15 protein-coding genes and 1 pseudogene are annotated in these 19,309 nt (G+C 62.5%); 12 read left to right on the plus strand and 4 right to left on the minus strand.

Translation table 11 applies throughout. The features are described from left to right. Window positions 1–151: 151 nt before the first annotated feature. From ACIPVK_RS09485 to ACIPVK_RS09510, 6 genes are all read left to right on the plus strand, one after another. Window positions 152–6,079 (plus strand): DUF6531 domain-containing protein, encoded by a 5,928-nt coding sequence (locus ACIPVK_RS09485; protein ID WP_407611729.1) that lies wholly within the window; start codon window positions 152–154, stop codon window positions 6,077–6,079. Between the two features lie 132 nt (window positions 6,080–6,211). Further along, window positions 6,212–6,541 (plus strand): hypothetical protein, encoded by a 330-nt coding sequence (locus ACIPVK_RS09490; protein ID WP_407611730.1) that lies wholly within the window; start codon window positions 6,212–6,214, stop codon window positions 6,539–6,541. A gap of 302 nt (window positions 6,542–6,843) precedes the next feature. Beyond that, window positions 6,844–7,374, plus strand: coding sequence for a hypothetical protein (locus tag ACIPVK_RS09495; protein WP_407611731.1), 531 nt, complete (start codon window positions 6,844–6,846; stop codon window positions 7,372–7,374). Window positions 7,375–7,740: 366 nt separating this feature from the next. Further along, window positions 7,741–8,187, plus strand: coding sequence for a hypothetical protein (locus ACIPVK_RS09500; protein WP_407611732.1), 447 nt, complete (start codon window positions 7,741–7,743; stop codon window positions 8,185–8,187). A gap of 77 nt (window positions 8,188–8,264) precedes the next feature. Further along, a complete protein-coding gene (locus ACIPVK_RS09505) occupies window positions 8,265–8,645 on the plus strand; it encodes a hypothetical protein (RefSeq protein ID WP_407611733.1) in 381 nt (126 codons plus the stop codon). A gap of 351 nt (window positions 8,646–8,996) precedes the next feature. Next, window positions 8,997–9,302 (plus strand): hypothetical protein, encoded by a 306-nt coding sequence (locus ACIPVK_RS09510; protein ID WP_407611734.1) that lies wholly within the window; start codon window positions 8,997–8,999, stop codon window positions 9,300–9,302. Window positions 9,303–9,420: 118 nt separating this feature from the next. Here the strand turns inward: ACIPVK_RS09510 and ACIPVK_RS09515 are convergent. Further along, window positions 9,421–10,278 (minus strand): annotated as a pseudogene (locus ACIPVK_RS09515) (IS3 family transposase); the annotation flags it as partial. 24 nt (window positions 10,279–10,302) lie between these two features. Here ACIPVK_RS09515 and ACIPVK_RS09520 point away from each other — a divergent pair. Both ACIPVK_RS09520 and ACIPVK_RS09525 read left to right on the plus strand, forming a co-directional pair. Continuing rightward, window positions 10,303–10,788, plus strand: a complete 486-nt coding sequence (locus ACIPVK_RS09520) for a hypothetical protein (protein WP_407611735.1) — start codon at window positions 10,303–10,305, stop codon at window positions 10,786–10,788. Window positions 10,789–10,898: 110 nt separating this feature from the next. Further along, window positions 10,899–11,318 carry a hypothetical protein gene (locus ACIPVK_RS09525; RefSeq protein ID WP_407611736.1) on the plus strand — a complete coding sequence of 140 codons (420 nt, stop codon included), beginning with the start codon at window positions 10,899–10,901 and terminating at the stop codon, window positions 11,316–11,318. Window positions 11,319–11,429: 111 nt separating this feature from the next. On the opposite strand, the gene ACIPVK_RS09530 is transcribed toward ACIPVK_RS09525, so the two are convergent. Continuing rightward, a complete protein-coding gene (locus ACIPVK_RS09530) occupies window positions 11,430–12,227 on the minus strand; it encodes a winged helix-turn-helix domain-containing protein (protein ID WP_407611737.1) in 798 nt (265 codons plus the stop codon). A gap of 584 nt (window positions 12,228–12,811) precedes the next feature. On the opposite strand from ACIPVK_RS09530, the gene ACIPVK_RS09535 reads away from it, so the two are divergent. Continuing rightward, on the plus strand, window positions 12,812–13,552 hold the full coding sequence (locus tag ACIPVK_RS09535) for a response regulator transcription factor (RefSeq protein WP_407611738.1): 741 nt from the start codon (window positions 12,812–12,814) through the stop codon (window positions 13,550–13,552). Next, window positions 13,549–15,189 (plus strand): sensor histidine kinase, encoded by a 1,641-nt coding sequence (locus tag ACIPVK_RS09540; protein WP_407611739.1) that lies wholly within the window; start codon window positions 13,549–13,551, stop codon window positions 15,187–15,189. Before ACIPVK_RS09535 ends, ACIPVK_RS09540 begins: the two co-directional genes overlap by 4 nt. A 93-nt stretch (window positions 15,190–15,282) precedes the next feature. On the opposite strand, the gene upp is transcribed toward ACIPVK_RS09540, so the two are convergent. Beyond that, window positions 15,283–15,921, minus strand: coding sequence for a uracil phosphoribosyltransferase (gene upp / locus ACIPVK_RS09545; RefSeq protein ID WP_407611740.1), 639 nt, complete (start codon window positions 15,919–15,921; stop codon window positions 15,283–15,285). Between the two features lie 151 nt (window positions 15,922–16,072). Between upp and ACIPVK_RS09550 the strand changes: the two genes are divergently transcribed. Then, the gene (locus ACIPVK_RS09550) at window positions 16,073–17,482 is read left to right on the plus strand and encodes an FAD-binding oxidoreductase (protein ID WP_407611741.1); all 1,410 of its coding nucleotides are present in this window, start codon (window positions 16,073–16,075) and stop codon (window positions 17,480–17,482) included. A 79-nt stretch (window positions 17,483–17,561) separates the two neighbouring features. Beyond that, window positions 17,562–18,050: a tRNA adenosine(34) deaminase TadA gene (gene tadA / locus ACIPVK_RS09555; RefSeq protein WP_407611742.1), complete on the plus strand. Its 489-nt coding sequence runs from the start codon at window positions 17,562–17,564 to the stop codon at window positions 18,048–18,050. An 11-nt stretch (window positions 18,051–18,061) separates the two neighbouring features. On the opposite strand, the gene ACIPVK_RS09560 is transcribed toward tadA, so the two are convergent. Next, complete coding sequence (locus tag ACIPVK_RS09560; RefSeq protein ID WP_407611743.1) at window positions 18,062–19,300, minus strand: DNA glycosylase AlkZ-like family protein; 1,239 nt, start codon at window positions 19,298–19,300, stop codon at window positions 18,062–18,064. Window positions 19,301–19,309: the final 9 nt, after the last annotated feature.

The raw sequence follows: 19,309 nt of genomic DNA on the forward strand, positions 1-19,309 counted from the left end.
CAGTTTGTTTGCGGCATTGGCTCGATCGTGTGTCCCTGATGGGGCTGCGCGCGGGGCGTATTGCTGTAGTTCGATTGTCTTTTTCTGATTCGTTGTTCTGGTGAAGAGCGCTGGCTGTGTTCCGGCGCTGAGGTGATTTAGGGGTTTTCGGGTGGATGATCCGTGGGGTAACGGGGCGCTGGCTTTCAATTACGGTCTGGCCGAGGCGCTGGTTTCACGGTTCAATAATGCCGCGGACAGGCTCTCGGGACAAGCCTCGGAAAGATCGAGCAGCGTTAGCTCTGCGCTGGAAGAGTTCCGTGGTCGTTTTTCCCGAATTCTTGAGCAGAACGCTTCGACGGCTGCCACTGATCGTCGTGAAATCGAAGGAGCCCTGCGAAAGGTTTCCGAGTATGCCCAAGAACTGATTACTGCGGCGCATGCGGAAGACGAGCGGCGCCGCGTGGCCAGGGAGTGGCAGGAACGCCAGGATTCCCGCAACGCGCTCCAAGAGCAATTGCAAGACGTTTGGGATTGGGATCCGATGCCTGCCATGACCGGGAATCCCGAGCCTCACCATGTGGCAGAACAGCCGGCCCGACGGACACGAGAAACGCCACCACCCGGTGGCGCCGGAGGGTATGGGGGCAGCACCTCTTCCGCGCGACCGGAGGAACTTCGATCGTTTGCCTCTCGGATTCGAGGTATTGAATCCTCGATTGCTGATATGCCCAGTGATTTACAGGGATTGCTGGTTGAATTCAGGGAACAGTGTAAGTGGGGCACTCTGGATGGTGACGGTGTGATCCAGGGGCTGAAGGCCTGGCGCCAAGCCAACGAAGAAGACGCGGTGTGGGCCACGACCGTCGCGGGCGCGTTCGAAGCAGCCGGAAGCGACGGGTCGGTGGTGCGGCTGTCGGACGCTGCGCTGGCCACGGCGTTGGCGGCCGCAAACGTGAACGTGACGCGTGATGACTTGTTGGTTAAGATGCCCACGGTGATTGGCGAGGCCCCGACCACCGGGTTCACGATGGACCCGGTCAATACCGCAACCGGCAACTTCATTGAACCGGAAACAGACCTCGCATTCGGTCAGGGCCTGCTCGCCGGCGGCGGGCGTGAGCTCGCCCTGACGAGGATGTACAACTCTGTCGATGAGCGCGTCGGGGTGTTTGGCCCGGGCTGGTCCAGCATCCTAGAGACCGGCCTCGAAATCGATGATGAGGGCGCCAGATGGCGCCAAGCCGACGGGCGCGAAGTCTACTTCCCCCGCGAAGGCACCGGATACGGCCGTGCTGCCGGTGAATCGTTCTGGCTCAACCGTGTCACTCTCGCCGATTCAAAATCCCCCGCGCCGTCATCGGGCGAGCCTGCCGGGAGGACCGGCATTGAGCTGTTGACCCCCGTGCAGCGGCGGATCCTGGTCGGTCTTGGAGTGAACGAGGTGTTTCTGGCCCGTGATAATGCCGGCCATTGGTGGGCGTTTAGCCTCGGCGGCGCCTGGTTGGGTCAGGGGTCGGGTCCGGGCACCGCGGTCACGGTGATCCGTAGTGCCGTTCAGGCTGGCGACACCGCCCTTGATGAGGCCGGCGTGGTGACCGGGCTGGTTCATGAGCGCGGCCGGTCGATCAGCATCGAACATGCCGCCGGCCGGGTTGCGGTTGCGGCCGCCTCGGACGGACGCCGGGTCGAGTACGTGTATGACGATGCCGGACAACTCAACACGGTGACGACCACGGGTGTCGCCGCCGGATCCGACGCAGAGGACGGGTCTGCTGTCGGTGCGCGGTCCTACCGGTGGAACGCTGCTGGCCTGGTTGAAGCGGTCATCTCCGCCGCGGGCGTGGTGGAAGCGGCGAATACCTACGATGAGCTGGGCAGGGTCACCGAACAGGTGTCCGCTCACGGTCGCCGGGTCCGTTTCGCGTACCTGCCGAGCCGGGTCACCGTGGTCTCAGACATGGATGGGCAACGCTCAAACACGTGGGTGCATGACAGTAGTGGCCGCCTCCTCGGAGTGCTCGATGGCCAGGATCAGCGCCAGTCAATGTCCTACGACCCGCACGGGAACCAGATGATGTGTACCGAGCGTGACGGCGCCATCACCGTCCATGCCTACGACACGTTGGGCCGTAAAACCCGTACGGTCACTCCTGAGGGCGCGGACGTGACCTTCGGGTACGACGCGTTGGACCGTGTGACCACGGTCGTCACCGCTGATGGTGGTGTGGTCGAGTACCAGTACGACGCCCAGGACCGCGATCCGTCGATGATCATCGACCCGGCTGGTGGGCGCACCGAGCTGGTGTGGAAGAACGGTTTGCCCACCCAACTGGTGGACCCGGTGGGTGTCACGGTCCGGTTCACCTACGACGAGCACTGGGACTTGGTCGCCACGACGAACGGGGTCGGTGACACGTCCCGGATCATACGAGACTCTGCGGGTCGGCCGGTCGCTGCTGTTTCCCCGTCCGGGGCACGGACCGAACTTCGGTACGACAGGTTCGGCAACGTGGCGGCCCGGGTGGACCCGGACGGCGCGGTATGGCGGTTTGAATATGATGCCGGCAACCGTCCCGTAGCGATGATCGACCCGACCGGTGCTCGCACCGAAGCAAGCTACGGCCCCAACGGCGAAGTGGCGTCGATGACGGATGCGTTGGGTCGGGTGACCGAGCAAGAGTTTGACGATGCCGGGAACCTGGCCGCCATGGTGCTGCCCGATGGTGCTCGGTGGGGGTTCACCCACGACGTGCTCTCCCGCCTGGTCGCGGTCATTGACCCCGCAGGACACGACTGGGTTCAGGAATACGACCAGGTCGGCGAGTTGACTGCCCGGGTGGATCCGACCGGGGTGCGCACCAGCATGAGTCTGGATCGGCGGGCCGGGACGATGAGCGTGTCGGACGCGTTCACGAAGACCACATACTCATTCGACAAGTACGGTCGACCGTCCAAGACGGAAACCCGCAGCCAGAACACCGGGGCACAGGGCCAGGAGACCACTGGAGACGAGCCTTCCGAGGGCCCTTATGCCTTGGGAGAGAGTGTGACCTCGGTGAGTGCTTCGGCCGAGCTCGTGTCTTATGACGCGTGCGGACGCCCGGTGGAGTTTGTGGATGCCGCCGGCGGGTTGACCCGTTTGACCCGGGATGCGGCGGGCAATGTGGTCCGGATGATATCCGCCGGTGGGGCGGTGACCCGGTTCGAATACGATGGCGCGGGACGCCCGGTCGCGATGGTGGACTCATCCGGTGCGGTCACGAAGCTGGCGTATGGCCAGGACCAACAGGTGGTTGAACGGATCTTGCCGACCGGTGAGGTCGAATCCTTTGACTATGACGCGTGTGGCAGGTTGGTCAAGCGCACTGCCCCGGGACAAGGTACCAGCACTTATGGGTATGACCCGGTGGGTCGTGTTACCTCGCTGCGGGACCGGTGGCACGGGATCCGCAGGTTCGCCTACAACCCTGCCGGTGAACTGGTCACGGTGACCAACGGTCTCGGCGGCAAGACCCGGTTCACCTATGACGCACGGGGTCGTGTTATCCGTGTGACCGACCCGGTCGGCGGCGTCACCGAATACACGTACACCCAGACCGACCAGGTCGCTGAGGTGACCGACCCGTTGGGCCGCGTGACGGCGGTGTCCTACGACGCGGCGGGCCGGGTGCTCTCCGAAACGGTGCCGAACGACAAGCGGCCCTCCGGGGTGAGTGTGTCGCGGTGGTCGTATGATCGGGCCGGACGCGTCCAGGCGCTGGAAGTTGACGGCCGGTTGGTGGCTGAGATTGATCGGGACCGGTTCGCTCACCGGGTCGTGGTCACCGACCACGCCCAAGGTGCGGGGTGCTCCACCGAGCGGGTGTTCGGTTATTCCCCGACCGGGCAGCTGGTGTCTGTCACCCGCGACGGGAAGAGCCAAGCCTGGGCCTATGATGCGGATGGCCAGCGCACCGAATTCACGGGCCATACGGGGGTGACGACCTTTTATGGTCGGGACCAGTCGGGACACGTGACAAGCGTGTCCTGTAACAGCACCCACAGCGACGCCAACATTGCTACCAATGGTGGTACCGCTGGCAGCGAGCAGCTGGGCTCCGCGGTGTTTGGGTACGATTCGGTCGGTCGACTCACCACGGCTACCGCCGCCGGGGTGGCTCATCGGTGGGGGTACCGGGATGGTGAGCTCGGTGAATACACCGCCAATACGGTCGACGATGTCACTGCCTCACAAGGTCTCATTTCTGGTGCTGCCCTGAGCTTGGACGTCCCCGGTGGCGTGGTGTCTTCGGTGTTGATCGGCCGCGATGAGGACGGCCGCGTGGTCTCACTGCTGGCCGAGTCGCCAGGGACCAGCAGGACATCGACCGTGTTCGGGTATGACGAAGCTGGGCAGCTGGTCTCGGCAACCACCACCACGGGTGGTGGTGATCCGGTGCGGGCCGAGTGGGTGTATGACCTGGCTGGCCGGCTGGTGCGCGAGCACACCGCCGCCGGGACGCGACGGGATTACGTGTATGACGCGGCCAGCCAGTTGCTCAGCGTTGAATCCACCATGAGTGGGGGTTCTTCCTCGGTGGTGCGGTTCGCGTATGACGGGTTGGGCCGTCGCGTCCGGAAAATCGGCGCGGACGGGTCATGGACCGAATACGACTGGACGGACGCGAACCTGGGCGGCACCGGGACCCTCGCCGGAGTGCGGGAGTTCGCCGCCGACGGAACACGGAGCCGCGATCAGGCGTTCGGCGTCGACGCGTTCGGTGAGCTGACCGGCGTTGACGGGGTTGACGTGTGGTGGGATGCCGCCGCCAGCATCCCGCAGCTGAGCGGTGTTGGTGATATGTCGGTGGTGTCGGCTCCCGGCGGGTTGACCGGTATGAGGGGCACGTGGGTGTCGCCGGGATGGCGTGCCACCCGGACGACCGAAAGCACGGATCCATGGGGCACTCCCGCGCTGGGCGGCACTCCCGCTGGCGTGGGTGGTGTTGCCGCCCCAGCGGAGATGCTCGGCGCGCCCGCGGCTGGCCCCTCAGCGGTTGATTTGCCTTCCAGCGTTAGCCTGACTGCGTCAGGTGGGCTGTATATCGGTGGCTTGCAATGGTTGGGCGCCCGCGCCTACGACCCCGGAACACGTGGCTTCCTGAGCACCGACCCGCTGCCTCCGGTGCTCGGCGCCGGATGGTCGGGCAACCCGTACTCGTACGCCGGGAACAACCCGGTCGGGTTCACCGACCCGACGGGGCTCAGCCCCGCCACCGATGCGGACCTGAAAGCGTACAACGACGCGCATACCGGGAGAATTCAAGCGGCGGGTTCGGCGGTTGGTTCCTGGTGGAAGGACAACGGGGAGTACGTGATTGCTGGAGTCATGGTCGCTGGTGGCATTGCGTTGATGTGTACGGGCATTGGCGGACCGATCGGTGGGGCAATGATTGCGGGTGCTTTAACCAGTGGCGGTATTTCAGTTGGTACACAGAAATGGTTCAACAATAAAGTGAACTGGAAAGAAGTGGGTGTTGACGCTCTTATCGGTGGAGCAACGGGTGCTGTAGGTGGTGGAATTGCGTCCGGCCTGGCAAAGCAGTCAGTTTCCAATTGGTCAACCAACCTGGCCAATCAGCAAGCGAAATGGTTATTCCGGACTGCCACGGGCCGCATGATGTTCTCAGGCGGTGCCTCCGGCGGAGTGGGCAATGCCTTGAGCTATGCATCCGGAGAAGGATATAAAAAGAACCCGCTGGGTTTTGCCGGTAGCATCTTATCCGGCGTAGGTACAGGATCTCTGTTCGGTCCAGGCGGTCAAAAGGTTGCGGGGAAGGTCGCTGGTCAACTGAACAAATTCATCGCCTCGACCCCCCGACCGCGGATCGGTCAAACTTTCGGCCGACATATGTTTGAACCAAACATGTCAAGTGTCAATGCTGGCACGGATTTCGTTTTTAACCACACATTTGGCGGGCTCCAGGGCGTAATAAACGAAGCTGTTCGTCCTGAGGGTAGTCTCGATAACGAAGATTTGGTCAAATCGGCGTTGCAGGGCCTTGTTGGAGGCGCCCAAGGTCCTCTTAGCGGGATGCATGCTGCAACGAGAGGATGAATAATGGCACACTTAGCAAGCGGACCTGAAAGCGCGAATCAGCATAGATCCAGGACACCGCGGAAAATTAGAGAGAAGTTGGGGTGCCTCCTAACGCTCCTTGGGGGTTCTCTATTACTTGCGTTTGGGCCCATGGTTTTTATCGCGTTGTTCGCATTGAAGTACGACCAGTCTCACACGGTTCCGATTGAATGCACGGTCGTTTCTGCCGATGGTGGCAAATCTCGAAGCGGTCCTCGCGGCGGAACTGGCGGTTATGCCGTCAGTATCTCCACCAAGGAGTGTGGGGATTTTCGCATGTCGTGGCAGGTAACCGAGGATAACGCAGATGACATTGCGGCCGAACTCGAACCCGGAAATATATATACACTCCAAATTGGTGAAAATCAGAATAAAATTCTGAAACTGACGCAAAAACTTGGCATCGGATCAACCGTTTACTCTTTCGAAAAAAAGAAATAGACACCGTGTGTCCAGACGGCGCTTAGCAAGTCCACGTTCCCGTACAGGATAGTTACTTCACGATTCTGCAGGGTGGTGAGTTTCGTTGAGCATAGTACGCAAAGCCATCGATGCCGAGGCTCATCGTTGTTTGGCTGAGTTCGTGCTTGAGCTGGCCGCGGCCCAGCGTGGATCAGGCAACCAACGAGTACCAGGAAACGAAGCGGCCTAGCGGCCGTGCAACTCGCCTTGAGTACGGCTTGACTTGAAAATTCCGGTGGAGGGATTAACTGACGTTCCGCAAGCAGTTCTTAAGGGGAATATTGACGGTGCCCGACGGCCAGGGGATGCAACGCTGGTGGGATCGGAGAGCGACTGAATTGGCCAGTCAAGAATCTAGCGAAAACGACGGTGGTCAAGTGACCGAAAGTAACGAGTCCGATTCCGCCCCGACGTGGCGAGAGCGAATTCCAGAGTTCATCACACTTGCGGGGGCTGGCCTCGTTGTTCTGCTTGGCGCCGGTGTTTTTGCTGCCTTGTGGGCTTACCCCAAGTACGACCGGACGCATACGGTGCCGATTGAGTGCACTGTCGATTCGGCGGATGGCGGCACCGCTCGGTCCGGTGGCGCACGTGGTGTCAGCAGAACCATAGTAAGGATTAATACCGAGGAATGCGGGCGACTAGAGCTGTCTTGGAAGGTCAACGATTCAAATGTGCATCGAATTGTCTCGCAATTAGAGGCCGGGGAGAAGTACGTATTCCAAATCGGCGAGTTGTCGACAAGGGTTATGCAACTTCTGTTAAAAACCGATACGGCACCTCGAGTGTATTCATTTGAGAAAGCAGATTAACTTTCCTTCGAGTACGTGCCGCCCTGCACGCACGGGTGGCATCGTCGTCGGACAGATTTTGCGGTGGAACAACTAATCTAAGCCGTAGCTAGTGGTGTGGTTGGTCTGCTGGATCGGTGTTGCTGGTTCACCTGCAAGAACTGCGGGTTATTGATCGCCCGGAGCGGGCAACCCGTAAGGTGATAGTTGACGGTATGGGCGGAGCCCTTCTTTCGAAGTTCCCAGCGGCTGAGCGATTCGTTCCCGCGGGAGCTCTCCCAACCTGGTCAGCATTCTTTTGCATCGTACGGTGCGGCTCATGCTGATATCGGGGTTTCGGGGTTGAAATTTGCAGGTGAACAAATAATTGATCAAAAGAACGGAAAAATGACAAAGAATAACGAGAGGGCTGGATCGGAGCAAAAAAACGCGAATTATGATTTCACTGAGCAGGAATTGGACTTGGGGCGGAAGGCCGCCAAATTTGTCAATGTCTTGTGCATGGTTGCGTTGATTGCTTCAATCCTTGTTGTGGTTTTTGTTTTCATGAGTGTTCCTGCGAACACCAGAATTCCGTATGCCGGGAGATGGGCTACCGGGCCACTTCCGATGCAGATCGTAATGCTTCTCAGCCCGGCTTTCCTCTTCATGATCTGGCGGGACGGCAGGAAATCTGACGCCCATCATATGACTAACCGCGGACGAATTGGGTGGTACTTTCTTGGGCCAGCAATGATTGCTGCGTGTGTCGCTGGTCAGTTGGTCTTGGCGAAGGCCGCCTTGACCGCTGGTGGGTTTTTCGCGGGGTGGGGAATTGAGGTAGGGAATGCCTGAGCGATTCGGCGCTGCCTTTGCCTCTGGACAACAGGAATTGGATGAGTGATGGAGCAGGTCCTGAGACAGGAGCCACTATGCAGCTGACCGAGGAGGACTTGCTACTAGGTAGGCGAGTCGTCAAATACACCAGCTTATTGTGCGTGATCTCGTTGATTGCCTGTCTTGCGGCCGCTGTTTTCGTCTTTCTGAATGTCCCGGCGGACACCCGCATGCCATATGACGGGAAGTATGACCGGAGCGGGGCAGGCATTCCGATGCAGATCGTGCTACTTCTCGCTCCGGCATTTATTATCAAATTGTGGTGGCCAAGCAGGAAACCTGATGCACATCACATGAATAGAGCATCGCGGATTGTTATCTCCACTTTAAAATCTATCTTTGTCGCGCTATGCCTTATCTTTCAGTGGATTTTTGCTAAGGAGATTCTCACGGTTGGTGGGTACTTCGCAGGATAGAAGGCGCCTGTTTCATGCGCTGTCCTTCCTGTGAGGATCTGGTTGGGCAATATCTCGCCTGAGTAAAGAACTGGGCGCTTCCCCGGGGGGCGGTCTTGATTGGCGAAAATTTGATCGCACCGGGGTCGCGAGGTTTTTTGGGAGGTGCCCCGGGTCCCCTCAGAGGGATGCATGCATACTGCAACGTGAGGACAAATTGTGGCGCATATAGCAAGCGGATCTGAAGTCGCACGGCGAAGGAGATCCACGAGAACGGGGAGAATCAAAAAGAAGTCGGGGTGCCTCCTGACGATCCTTGGGTTTTTAGTATTTCTTACATTTGGGTCCATAGGTATTATCGGGTTGTTCGTATTGGATTACGACCAGTCTCACACGGTTCCGATCGAATGCACGGTCGTTTCTGCCGATGGTGGCAAATCTCGAGGGGGTCCTCGCGGCGGAGCTGGCGGCTATGCCGTCAGTATCTCCACCAAGGAGTGTGGGGATTTTCGCATGTCGTGGCAGGTAACCGAGGATACCGCAGATGACATTGCCGCCGAACTCGAGCCCGGAAATATATATACATTCCAAATTGGTGAAAATCAGAATAAAATTCTGAACCTGACGCAAAAGCTTGGCATCGGATCAGCTGTGTACTCTTTCGAAAAGAAGAAATAGCTACCGGGTGTTCAGACGGCGGTTAAACCAGCGGGTTCATGAGGTGTGGGCTGCTTAGGAGTTTCCGGACAGCGGATTAGTGGTTTATCTACGCTGTCGTAGCCGGCTACGGGTAACTCTAATGGGCTTCATTCGGCCGCCGACAATTGAGCGCCGAATGGCGCCTGCGGCTGTTGTAAGAGCCCTCGATGTAGAGGATCGCGTCCTTGCGGGAACGTTTCCTTCGTGGCGTACGTCGCGCGGTACACGCGCTCGTTCTTCAGGGCCGAAAAGAACGTCTCGGCCTGGCTGGGGACAATGATCCCGATTAGCCGGTTAAGGGGGAAATCTTCGTCTTGCCCATGGACGAACGGTTCCCCAACCCGGTGACCAGGGCCCGGAAAGAGGCCAAGGTATGGACTCTTCCACGGTCCGAATGGAAGATCGCATTCTGCTCGATCCGCGCCGGGCTGGTGGCATTGCGCAGGGCCCGCTCCACAAGCTCGGATCGCATGTGGTCCTCGATCGCCCAGCCGACGACCTTCTTGGAATAACAGTCGACGACCGTGGCCAGATAGATGAATCCCTGCCACACATGGTTGTAGATGATATTGGCAACGAACTTGCTGCCCGGGCGGTCCGCGGTGAAGTCCGTCCGCACCAGGTCCGCACATGGCGGCGGCAGCTTTCGGCTTCCGCCCCGGTGGTGATTCTGAATGACCGTGGCTGGCACGGCACCAGGCCCTCCTGCCGTATGGCCTGGCACACCAGCTCCGGGGAACATTCGGTGCCCACGCCCGCCCGCCAGGTTTGCGTGGATCCGACGGTTCCCGTAGGTCCCCTCGGTTTCCTCGAAGAAATGCCTTACGCGGGCCTCCAGCACCGTACGGCGGGCCGCGGTGGCCGTTGCCAGGCGGGAACCCTAGTGATAGAAGCCCGAACGGGAGATCTCCAGCCACAGGCTCATCTTTAGCACAGCAGGGCCTTCGGGGTCGCTGCGTAACAGCCCTCATGAAACCGCTTGGCTAACGAAGGCAGTGGAACAAAAGACAGGAGTGAAATTATGGTGAGAAATGTAACGGGCACAGGGGAAGAGGGCAAAAACATTAGTCAGGATCCGACAGAGCGGGATCTGTTGTTGGGCAAGCAAGCGATCAACATATACAGAATCACGCTCATGATCGCATTGTTGGCCTGCGTTGGAGCCGCCATTTTCGTTTTCATGAATGTCCCGTCGGAGACCCGCATGCCCTATGACGGGAAGTATGACCGGAGCGGGGCAGGCATTCCGATGCAGATCGCATTACTGCTTGCCCCGGCGTTTCTCTTGAAATTGTGGTGGCCAAGTGGAAAGCCCGACATGCATCGTATGGGAAGAAAGTCGAGAATTGGAGTACATGTGGTTGGCCCGCTCTGGGCGGTAGTTTGCCTCACGCTACAGTGGTTCTTTGTGAAGTCGATTCTGACCCTCGGCGGGTATTTCGCGGGGTATGGAGTGTTCGAATGATCCAGCGCTTGAATTCGCTGTCAGTGCCTTTCTGATGCGGGCCTTGACGCTTCGGAGCGGCGATCATGAGCATGCTCCGAACTCTTTACTGAATGAACGGGCTTGGAAATATGGTGAGTGATGAAACGGGCAGTGAGGCTGCTGCTTCGAGGGGGTTGAGCGAGGAAGATCTGTTGTTTGCGAAGAAAATCGTCAAACTAGACAGAACCATATGTGTTATCGCTTTAGCCGCCTGTGTCGGGGCCGCCATTTTCGTTTTCATGAATGTCCCGGCGGATACCCGGGTGCCGTATGACGGGAAGTATGACCGGAGCGGGGCAGGCATTCCGATGCAGATCGCACTACTTCTTGCCCCGGCCTTTCTCCTAAAATTGTGGTGGTCGACCAAGAAAAAAGATGCCCATCGCATGAGTAAAAAGGGGAGCATTGGGTCGATCGTCCTCGGATCGTTCCTAGTTGCGGTGTGCGTCCTTGGTCAGTCGCTTTTTGTGAAGTCGATTCTGACCGTTGGCGGGTACTTTACTGGTTAACGGGCTCTCGGACTCTTAGCAGGAGCCACCGGCAGCCACAGGGCTTAAACGCCTGCGGGGGCGCGGACATCCCATGGATGCCCACGCCCCCGCAAGGAACAAGAAATGAACTTAGATGGTGTATTCCGGGGCTGCCCAGACGACGACCTCGGGGTGCTCGTAGAAGCGGTAGCCCTGGCCGCGCACGGTGCGCACGGTGTTGGCCAGTCGGCCCAGCTTGGAGCGCAGACGACGGATGTGTACGTCGATGGTGCGCTCGTTGGGGACCTCTTCGGCGTTGCGCCACAGGTTGGTGAGCAGCTCGTCGCGGCCCACGGTGCGGGTGCCGTTCTCCACCAGGTAGTTCAGCAGCTCGAATTCCTTGAACGTCAGGTTCAGGGTCTCGCCATCCAGGTGCACCTCGCGACGGGACAAGTCGATGAGCACGCCGGAGGGGCGCGGCGCCGCCGGGCGGGAATCCACGCGCGGGCGGCGGTTGACCGTGGGATCTCCCAGGGCCTGGCGCACCACGTCGATGTTCTCGCCCTGTGCGCTGGACGGGGCAAGTGCTACGGCCGCATGGGTCTGTGCCTCGGGAGAGAGCGTCGCCAGGAAGGCGCGGACCTGCGTGGCAAGCTTGCCCAGCGAGGTTCCCTGCGCCTGCGCAACCGACTCGTCCAAACCGACGTAGAGCACAAACCCTCGGGCAGTGGTGTCGGTAGCTACCGGCTGTGGTCCCGGCGTACTGCTCGGGGCGACAACCGGGGTGGGGGCTGTCATCGGGCGAGGCTCTTGCGCCGCCGGAACGGCATGAAGCTGGCGATAGCCGGCCGGGGCATAGCCGCCGGGAGCAGTGTTGCGCTGCGCGGCGGCGGCGCGGGACTGGGCGTTGCGGATTGAGACATGGACGTATCCGGACGTTACCGACATGCTTTACCTCTAACTCGTGTGAATGCCACGGAATGGCGCGAATGCTTAGGTGCCCCGCCTACCTCGCCGGTGCGAAACAGGAGAGCGATGCGAGTGTCACTGAGCGCCGGAGGGTTCCGACACTCAGCTGGGCATTCGACAACAACACTGGCGATGAGTCATCGCCATGCCTTCGAAAAGGCTCTGAGGTGCTGTTGCTGCGCTATTCACAACCTCTAGTTTCCTCGTAATATTCGGAACCCGCAAGTAACAAACTTCGATTTCGTCCACGATGTGAGACGTGGAGCGCTTAACGTGTCCATCATCACATTGCGCAGATCTCGGACATGAGGGCATCCGACAATGCGGTATGCGCTGTCATTTCGAAAAGTACATGCAATGTGATCAATCGACGGCTCCCTAGCGCCTGATTTCCCAGACCTACACCCGGACCGGGCATCCGGCAACGGCCCCGCCAGGCGGCGATGCCGCAAGCGCGGGGCACCACGGCAACCAAAGGCCTTAGGCTGGAATCACCGGGCCTCACAGCCCGCACACAGCCGGGCCACAGGACCGGCCTACACCTCGGAGGGAAAGTTAAAGACATGCCAAGCTCCCGCTTTTCTCCCACGCAATTGCCCCGCCTCACCCACCCGGACGGGACCGCCATCCGGGTACTGGTCGTTGACGACGAGCCCTCGCTGGCCGAACTGGTCTCCATGGGCACCCGGATGCTGGGTTGGGAAGCCACCGTGGCGCACGACGGGCCTTCCGCGGTGGAGGCCGCCCGCAAGTCGACCCCCGATGTCCTGGTGCTGGACTGGATGTTGCCGGGCTTTGAGGGTCCGGAGGTGTTGCGCAAGGTCCGCACCTTCCTGCCCGAGGTCCCGGTCCTTTTCCTGACCGCCAAGGACGCCGTCGAGGACAGGATCGAGGGCTTGGGCATCGGCGCTGACGACTACGTGGCCAAACCGTTCAGCCTCGAAGAGGTGCTGCTGCGCCTGCACAAGCTGGTGGAACGCTCGGGCGCCACGGCGGCCGACAGCGCGGAGCTGGTGGTGGGCGACCTGGTGCTCAATTCCGACTCCCACGACGTCACCCGCGCCGGGGTCCCCATCAACCTCACGGCCACCGAATTCGACCTGCTCTCCTACCTGATGGTCAACGCCCGCCGGGTGGTCTCCAAGACGCAGATCCTCGACAACGTTTGGCACTACGACTTCGGCGGCCAGGCCAACATCGTCGAGCTCTACATCTCCTACCTGCGCAAGAAGATCGAGGCCGACGCCCCGGCAATGATCCACACCGTGCGCGGGGCCGGATACATGCTCAAGCCCGCATCATGAGCCAATCCGCACGCCCGCCGGTCCCGTCCGGGGCACCGGAGCTGCCATCCGCCGGGGAGGCTTCGCCCCGCTCCCCCGAGCCCTCGCTTCCGGCCCCCGGAGCGCCCAGGCCGGAGGCCAAACAAGCTCCGCTGCATGCCAAGCTGGGCCAACGCCTTGGCCACCTCACCCTGCAACGCAAGTTGCTGCTTGCCCTCATTGGTTCCCTGGCTTTGATTTGCACCGTCATCGGCCTGCTGCTCAATGCCGGCATGCGCCAGTCCCTGGCTTCCCAGCTCCATGAACAACTGGATTTCGCCTCCGACCGTGCGGCAAGCTACTCGGCGCAAAACGGCCGCGAGCCGTCCTCCGGGCCGCTCTTTGCCCCCGGACAGGCCTCCGGAACGCTGAACGCCAGGATCGTCTCCGGCTACCTGTTTTCCGGGGCGGTGCTCGATTCCAAGACCGGCGAGCGCAAGGACATCACCGACGCCGACGCGCAGCTGCTGTCCTCCGTGAAGATCGATGCTCCCCCGGTGATGCATCACCTCAGCATCGGGGACTACATGCTCTCCGCGCAGCGGGACCCCGCCCCGGGTTCCGGCGGCATCCTGATCACCGGCCTGCCCATGGCCCCCATCCAGCAGACCCTGGCCTCCCTGGGCATCCTCACCGTGACGATTTCCCTGGCCGGGCTGATCGCCATCGGGCTGGTCGGCTCGCTGATCATCCGCCGTTCGCTGGCCCCGCTGCAGCGGGTCTCGGCCGTGGCATCCTCCGTGGCCAACGCAGAACTCGAATCGGGCACCGCCGCGCTGGAGGCCCGCGTGGCGCCGGAGGACTCGATCCCGGGCACCGAGTCCGGCGAGGTGGGCCGAGCGCTGAACGCCCTGCTGGACAACGTGGGCACCGCCTTCGCGGTGCGCGAGGCCTCGGAGGCCCAGATGCGGCGGTTCGTGGCCGACGCCTCCCACGAGCTGCGCACCCCGCTCTCGGCCATCCGCGGGTACACCGAGCTGATCAGCGCCACCGAGCATTTCTCCGACGACGGGCAACGCTCGCTGAACCGGGTGCTGGAACAGAGCACCCGGATGAGCTCCCTGGTGGAAAACCTGCTGCTGCTGGCCCGGCTCGACGAGAAGCACCAGGTCAAGAAGGCTCCGGTGGATGTGGGGAAGCTCGCCGCCGAAATCACCGAGGACTTTGCGATCACGGCCCCCGCCCACCACTGGATCCCGAAGGTCCCCGACACCCCGCTGGTGGTCTCGGGAGATGCCTCGGCGCTGCGCCGGGTCATCACCAACCTGCTGGCCAACGCCCGCAAGCACACCTCCGAGGGCAACACCGTCACCGTGGAGATCCACCGGGACGGGTCCGCGCACCAGGCGGTGCTGCGGGTCACCGACACCGGCGAGGGCATTGCCCCGGATTTCCTGCCGCTGGTGTTCAAGCGCTTCACCCGGGCCGATGCGGCGCGCTCCGGAGCGGACGGCACCACCGGGCTGGGCCTGCCCATTGCCAAGGCCATCGTCGAATCCCACGACGGGACCATCACGGTCTCTTCCGTCCCGGGGAACACCGTCTTCGAGGTGCGCCTGCCGCTGCCGCCCGCCGTGCCGCCCAAGCCCTCGACCCCGCCGAAGACGACCAAGGCCTGATCCCCGGGCCCGCCACCAGGACACAAAAAAGGCGTCCGGCCGGCGGGGGAACCAGGTTCCCGTGCCGGCCGGACGCCGCCGTGTTTGCTGTGGCTAGTGGGCCACGCCGTAGAGGCGGTCGCCGGCATCGCCCAGGCCCGGAACGATGTAGGACTTTTCGTCCAGCTTCTCGTCCAGGGCGGCCAGAACCAGGTGGACCTTCTCGTTGTCTCCGTACGCCTCTTCGAGGCGGGCCAGGCCCTCGGGAGCGGCAATGAGGCAGATGCAGGTGACATCGGCGGCACCGCGGTCGAAGAGGAACTTGATCGATTCGATCAGCGTGCCGCCGGTGGCCAGCATCGGGTCCAGCACGAAGACCTGGCGGCCGGTCAAATCCGAGGGCAGGCGCTCGGCATAGGTGATGATGTCGAGGGTTTCCTCGTTGCGGGCCATGCCCAGGAAGCCGACCTCTGCGGTGGGAACCAGTCGGGTCATGCCCTCGAGCATGCCCAGGCCGGCGCGCAGGATCGGCACCACCAGCGGGGTCGGCTTGGCAAAGGCAATGCCGGTGGTGGTCGCGACCGGGGTTTCGACCTGGACCTTGACGGTCTTGACGTCGCGCGTGGCCTCGTAGGCCAGCAGGGTCACCAACTCATCGGTCAGCTGCCGGAAGACCGGCGACGGGGTGTTCTTGTCCCGGAGGACCGATACCTTGTGGGCCACCAACGGGTGGTCGATTACCTGTACGCGCATGCACCAAAATCTACCAGCCGAATGCTCCCGTTTACCGGTTTTCGCATTCCGGCTTCGGGTGATTCCCGCCATTGACCGGCCTTGGGGCCGGGAGGAGAATGGGCCACAGACCGGGCCGGCCTGTGGCCCGGACAAACACGAAGCCGGCACCATGGACATCACCCACCCGCTTCCGGCGTCCGCGTTGCGGTCGCTGTCGGCGTCACTGCACGGAATGCTCTTCACCGCCGCCGACCCCGAATACGGCGAGGCCCGCAGCGTCTGGAACGCCATGATCGACAGGCACCCCCTGCTGGTGGTTCGTGCCGCCGACGTTGCCGACGTGTCTCTCGCGCTGGCCTTCGCCCGGGAGCATGGATTGCCGTTGGCGATCCGGTCCGGCGGGCACAACGTGGCGGGGTTCGGCACCGTTGAGCACGGCTTGGTGCTGGACATGCGCGCCCTGAACACCGTGCGCGTGGATGCTGCGGAGCAACGGGTGCGGGTCGGCGGAGGCGCGCTCCTGGGTGAACTCGACCGCGCGACCAGCGCCCACGGGCTGGCGGTCCCCGTCGGGGTCATCTCGAAAACCGGAGTTGCCGGGCTGTGTCTGGGCGGTGGCTTCGGCTGGCTCACCCGGCCCTTTGGACTGACCGTTGACAACCTCCTGGCGGCGGACCTTGTCACGCCGGAGGGCGAGGTGGTCCACACCGACGCCACCACCAACCCCGACCTGCTCTGGGGTCTCACCGGTGGGGGCGGAAACTTCGGGGTGGTCACCGAATTCACGTTCAAGGCCCACCCGCTGCCGAAAACCCTCTACGCCGGGAACCTGATCTACCGCCCCGAACAGTGGAAGCATGCCCTGCATTCCGTGCGTGACTGGTCCGCCAGGCTCCCGGACCAGATGACGGTCATCGTCACGGTGGTGGTGCCGCCGCCCGAGTGGGAGCTGGGCACCAGCAGCGTGCTCACCGTCGGATTCCTCTGGGCGGATCCGGACCATGCGGCCGGTGCCGCTTGCGTGGAGGAATTCCTCGCAACCGCGCCCACCGACGAACAGGACATCTCCCCCGTTTCGTGGCCCGACTGGCAGTCCGTGGTGGACGAGATGTTCCCCAAGGGCGTGCGCGCCTACTGGAAGAACACTGCATTGGATGACCTCTCGGACGAGGCCATCAATGTGTTCACTGCCCGGGCGCGGCAACTCGACTGGCCGGGCATGGGCTTCGACATCCACGTCATGGGCGGTGCCATGGGACGGGTTCGCCCGGAAGCAACGGCATTCGAGGACCGGAGCTCACCGTTCTGGCTGAACATCTACGGATTCTGGAACGGCAAGGAACTCGACGACCACCACATTGCCTTCATCCGCGGCTTCCATCATGAGATGCAACCCTTCACGCACGGCGGGGAGTACGTGAATTTCTCCAGCAGCGATGAACACGTGCCCGGCGGCTTCGATCTCCTCGGCCTCTACGGGGCCGAAAAGCTCGCCAAACTCACGGCGCTCAAACGCCGCTACGACCCGCACAACAGGCTACGCCTGAACCACAACATCGTTCTGCCGAGCCCCGGCTAGCCGCACCTGCCGGCAGCCGGATGCCGAATTCCGGTGCAGACGGCAGCGACGTCCCCGCACCGGAACTAGACTTGGCCGGGTGATTCCCGAACAACCCAGCCACCGCGACCTCATGGACCTGGCCCTCGCCGAGGCCAAGGCGGCCTTGGCCACCGGCGACGTTCCCATCGGCGCGGTAGTCATCGGCCCCGATGCGACGGTGCTGGCCACCGGCCGCAACGAGCGCGAGGCGCACGGGGATCCCACGGCCCATGCCGAGATCGTGGCCATCCGCGCCGCGGCCCAGGCACTGCGTGACGCGGGGCGCGGGGACGGGTGGCGGCTGGAGGATTGCACCCTGGTGGTCACCCTCGAGCCCTGTGCCATGTGCGCCGGGGCCATCGTTCTCTCGCGCATCCCGAAGGTCGTCTTCGGCGCCTGGGACGAGAAAGCCGGTGCCGTCGGCTCGGTGTTCGACATCCTGCGCGAGCCGCGGCTCAACCACTGGGTCGAGGTCTACCCCGGGGTGCGGGAGACCGAATGCGCAGCCCTGCTCACCGATTTCTTCCGAGCCAGGCGCCTGGACTAAGCCAGGGCCCGCTATTTCTTTCGCAACTCATCGAGCTTGGCGATGTTCTTCGCCCGCGACTTCGGCGAATCCAGGCTGAAGGACCTGAAGTCTCCCAGGTCCTCGGTGATCCATGCCTCGACCTGCGCAATGCGCGAGCGCACGCCGGCGCTTGCGGGCTCGAACGTCCACCACGCAATCCGAGTGCCTTCCGGGTCGTACTGCCACAAGCCGATGATCCGGCCGCGGTCAACGATCGGGTGGTCCGAGAGATCGGCGGCCAGTGCCGACCCGCTCATTCCCTGCACCGCTTCGGTGCCGGCTTCGTCGAACAGGTCGGCCGCGTTCCGGCGCAGCAACACGAGCGAATCGGAGCCCGAAAGCAGCTGGATGTCTTCGGTCTGCGGTGCCTCGAATCCGGCGAGCTCGTCCACGTCTTCCGGCAGCATCCACAGCACGTCGCCGGCAGCGGTGGGGACTTCCACGGCCCCGGTGGCCGCAAGTGCCTTCTTGGCCTGGGCCACCGTGAAGGCGGTGAACCAGCGGATCTGTCCCAGCGTGGCCCCGCCCGTCCAGCCCAGGAACCGCTCGAGCATCCGCGCCCTGACTGCTTCGTCGGATTCGCCGCTGGCAGGCAGTTCCCAGGCCACATAGGAGTAGCGCTGCTGGTCCAGTCGCCCGTTCACCGGCACACGGCGGATCCGTCCGTCGGCCTGCAGCAGCCCGAGCGCTGCGGGCAGCGTGGTGCTGGCGCCCTTCTTTTTGCCTTCCTCGCCCATGCTTCGAACCTTGTCACCCAGGATCTCCTTCAGCCCGCGGGGGTCCAAGGCCTCCTCGGCGGTGCCCCGAGCCCGGAGCAGGACCTGCAGCACATCCTCGGCCAGCTGCTCGACTTCTTCCCGCTCCACGCCCAGGCGCACCAACACCTTCACCGAGGCCTCCGCCGAGGCATGCCCCATTTGCAGCCCCCAGGCATGGTCCTTGGCGGGCAGGACGTAGGTGCAGCCCCGTGCCGTGGGCAGTTCATGGATGTCCTGCGCGGCGAGTGCGGCGTCGGCCTCGGCGCGGCGGATGCCGGCGCGCGCAAAGAGCGTCAGGTAGGTGTTGGCGCCGCCGATCGACCGAGCCCAGCCCACGCGATCCAGGACTGTCGCGGAATCGCATCGCGCCAGCGAACCGTCCAGTCCCTGGCGCTGCCACGACCAGGCCCGCAGCACCTGCGGGGTCAGCTTCTCCTGAGGGATCTGCGGCGTTTCGCTCTTCGTCGTCATGGCTACATT

Origin of the sequence: Paeniglutamicibacter sp. MACA_103, from assembly GCF_045798555.1 — a bacterium.
In the GTDB taxonomy this organism is placed as follows: Bacteria; Actinomycetota; Actinomycetes; order Actinomycetales; family Micrococcaceae; genus Paeniglutamicibacter.

Bases quoted from the DNA above. Each gene is read 5' to 3' on its own strand.
- ACIPVK_RS09500 (WP_407611732.1), top strand. From the start codon at position 7,741: ATGACAAAGAATAACGAGAGGGCTGGATCGGAGCAAAAAAACGCGAAT.
- ACIPVK_RS09530 (WP_407611737.1), bottom strand. From the start codon at position 12,227: ATGTCGGTAACGTCCGGATACGTCCATGTCTCAATCCGCAACGCCCAG.
- ACIPVK_RS09505 (WP_407611733.1), top strand. From the start codon at position 8,265: ATGCAGCTGACCGAGGAGGACTTGCTACTAGGTAGGCGAGTCGTCAAA.
- ACIPVK_RS09560 (WP_407611743.1), bottom strand. From the start codon at position 19,300: ATGACGACGAAGAGCGAAACGCCGCAGATCCCTCAGGAGAAGCTGACC.
- ACIPVK_RS09550 (WP_407611741.1), top strand. From the start codon at position 16,073: ATGGACATCACCCACCCGCTTCCGGCGTCCGCGTTGCGGTCGCTGTCG.
- ACIPVK_RS09525 (WP_407611736.1), top strand. From the start codon at position 10,899: ATGGTGAGTGATGAAACGGGCAGTGAGGCTGCTGCTTCGAGGGGGTTG.
- ACIPVK_RS09535 (WP_407611738.1), top strand. From the start codon at position 12,812: ATGCCAAGCTCCCGCTTTTCTCCCACGCAATTGCCCCGCCTCACCCAC.
- ACIPVK_RS09490 (WP_407611730.1), top strand. From the start codon at position 6,212: ATGGTTTTTATCGCGTTGTTCGCATTGAAGTACGACCAGTCTCACACG.
- ACIPVK_RS09540 (WP_407611739.1), top strand. From the start codon at position 13,549: ATGAGCCAATCCGCACGCCCGCCGGTCCCGTCCGGGGCACCGGAGCTG.
- upp (WP_407611740.1), bottom strand. From the start codon at position 15,921: ATGCGCGTACAGGTAATCGACCACCCGTTGGTGGCCCACAAGGTATCG.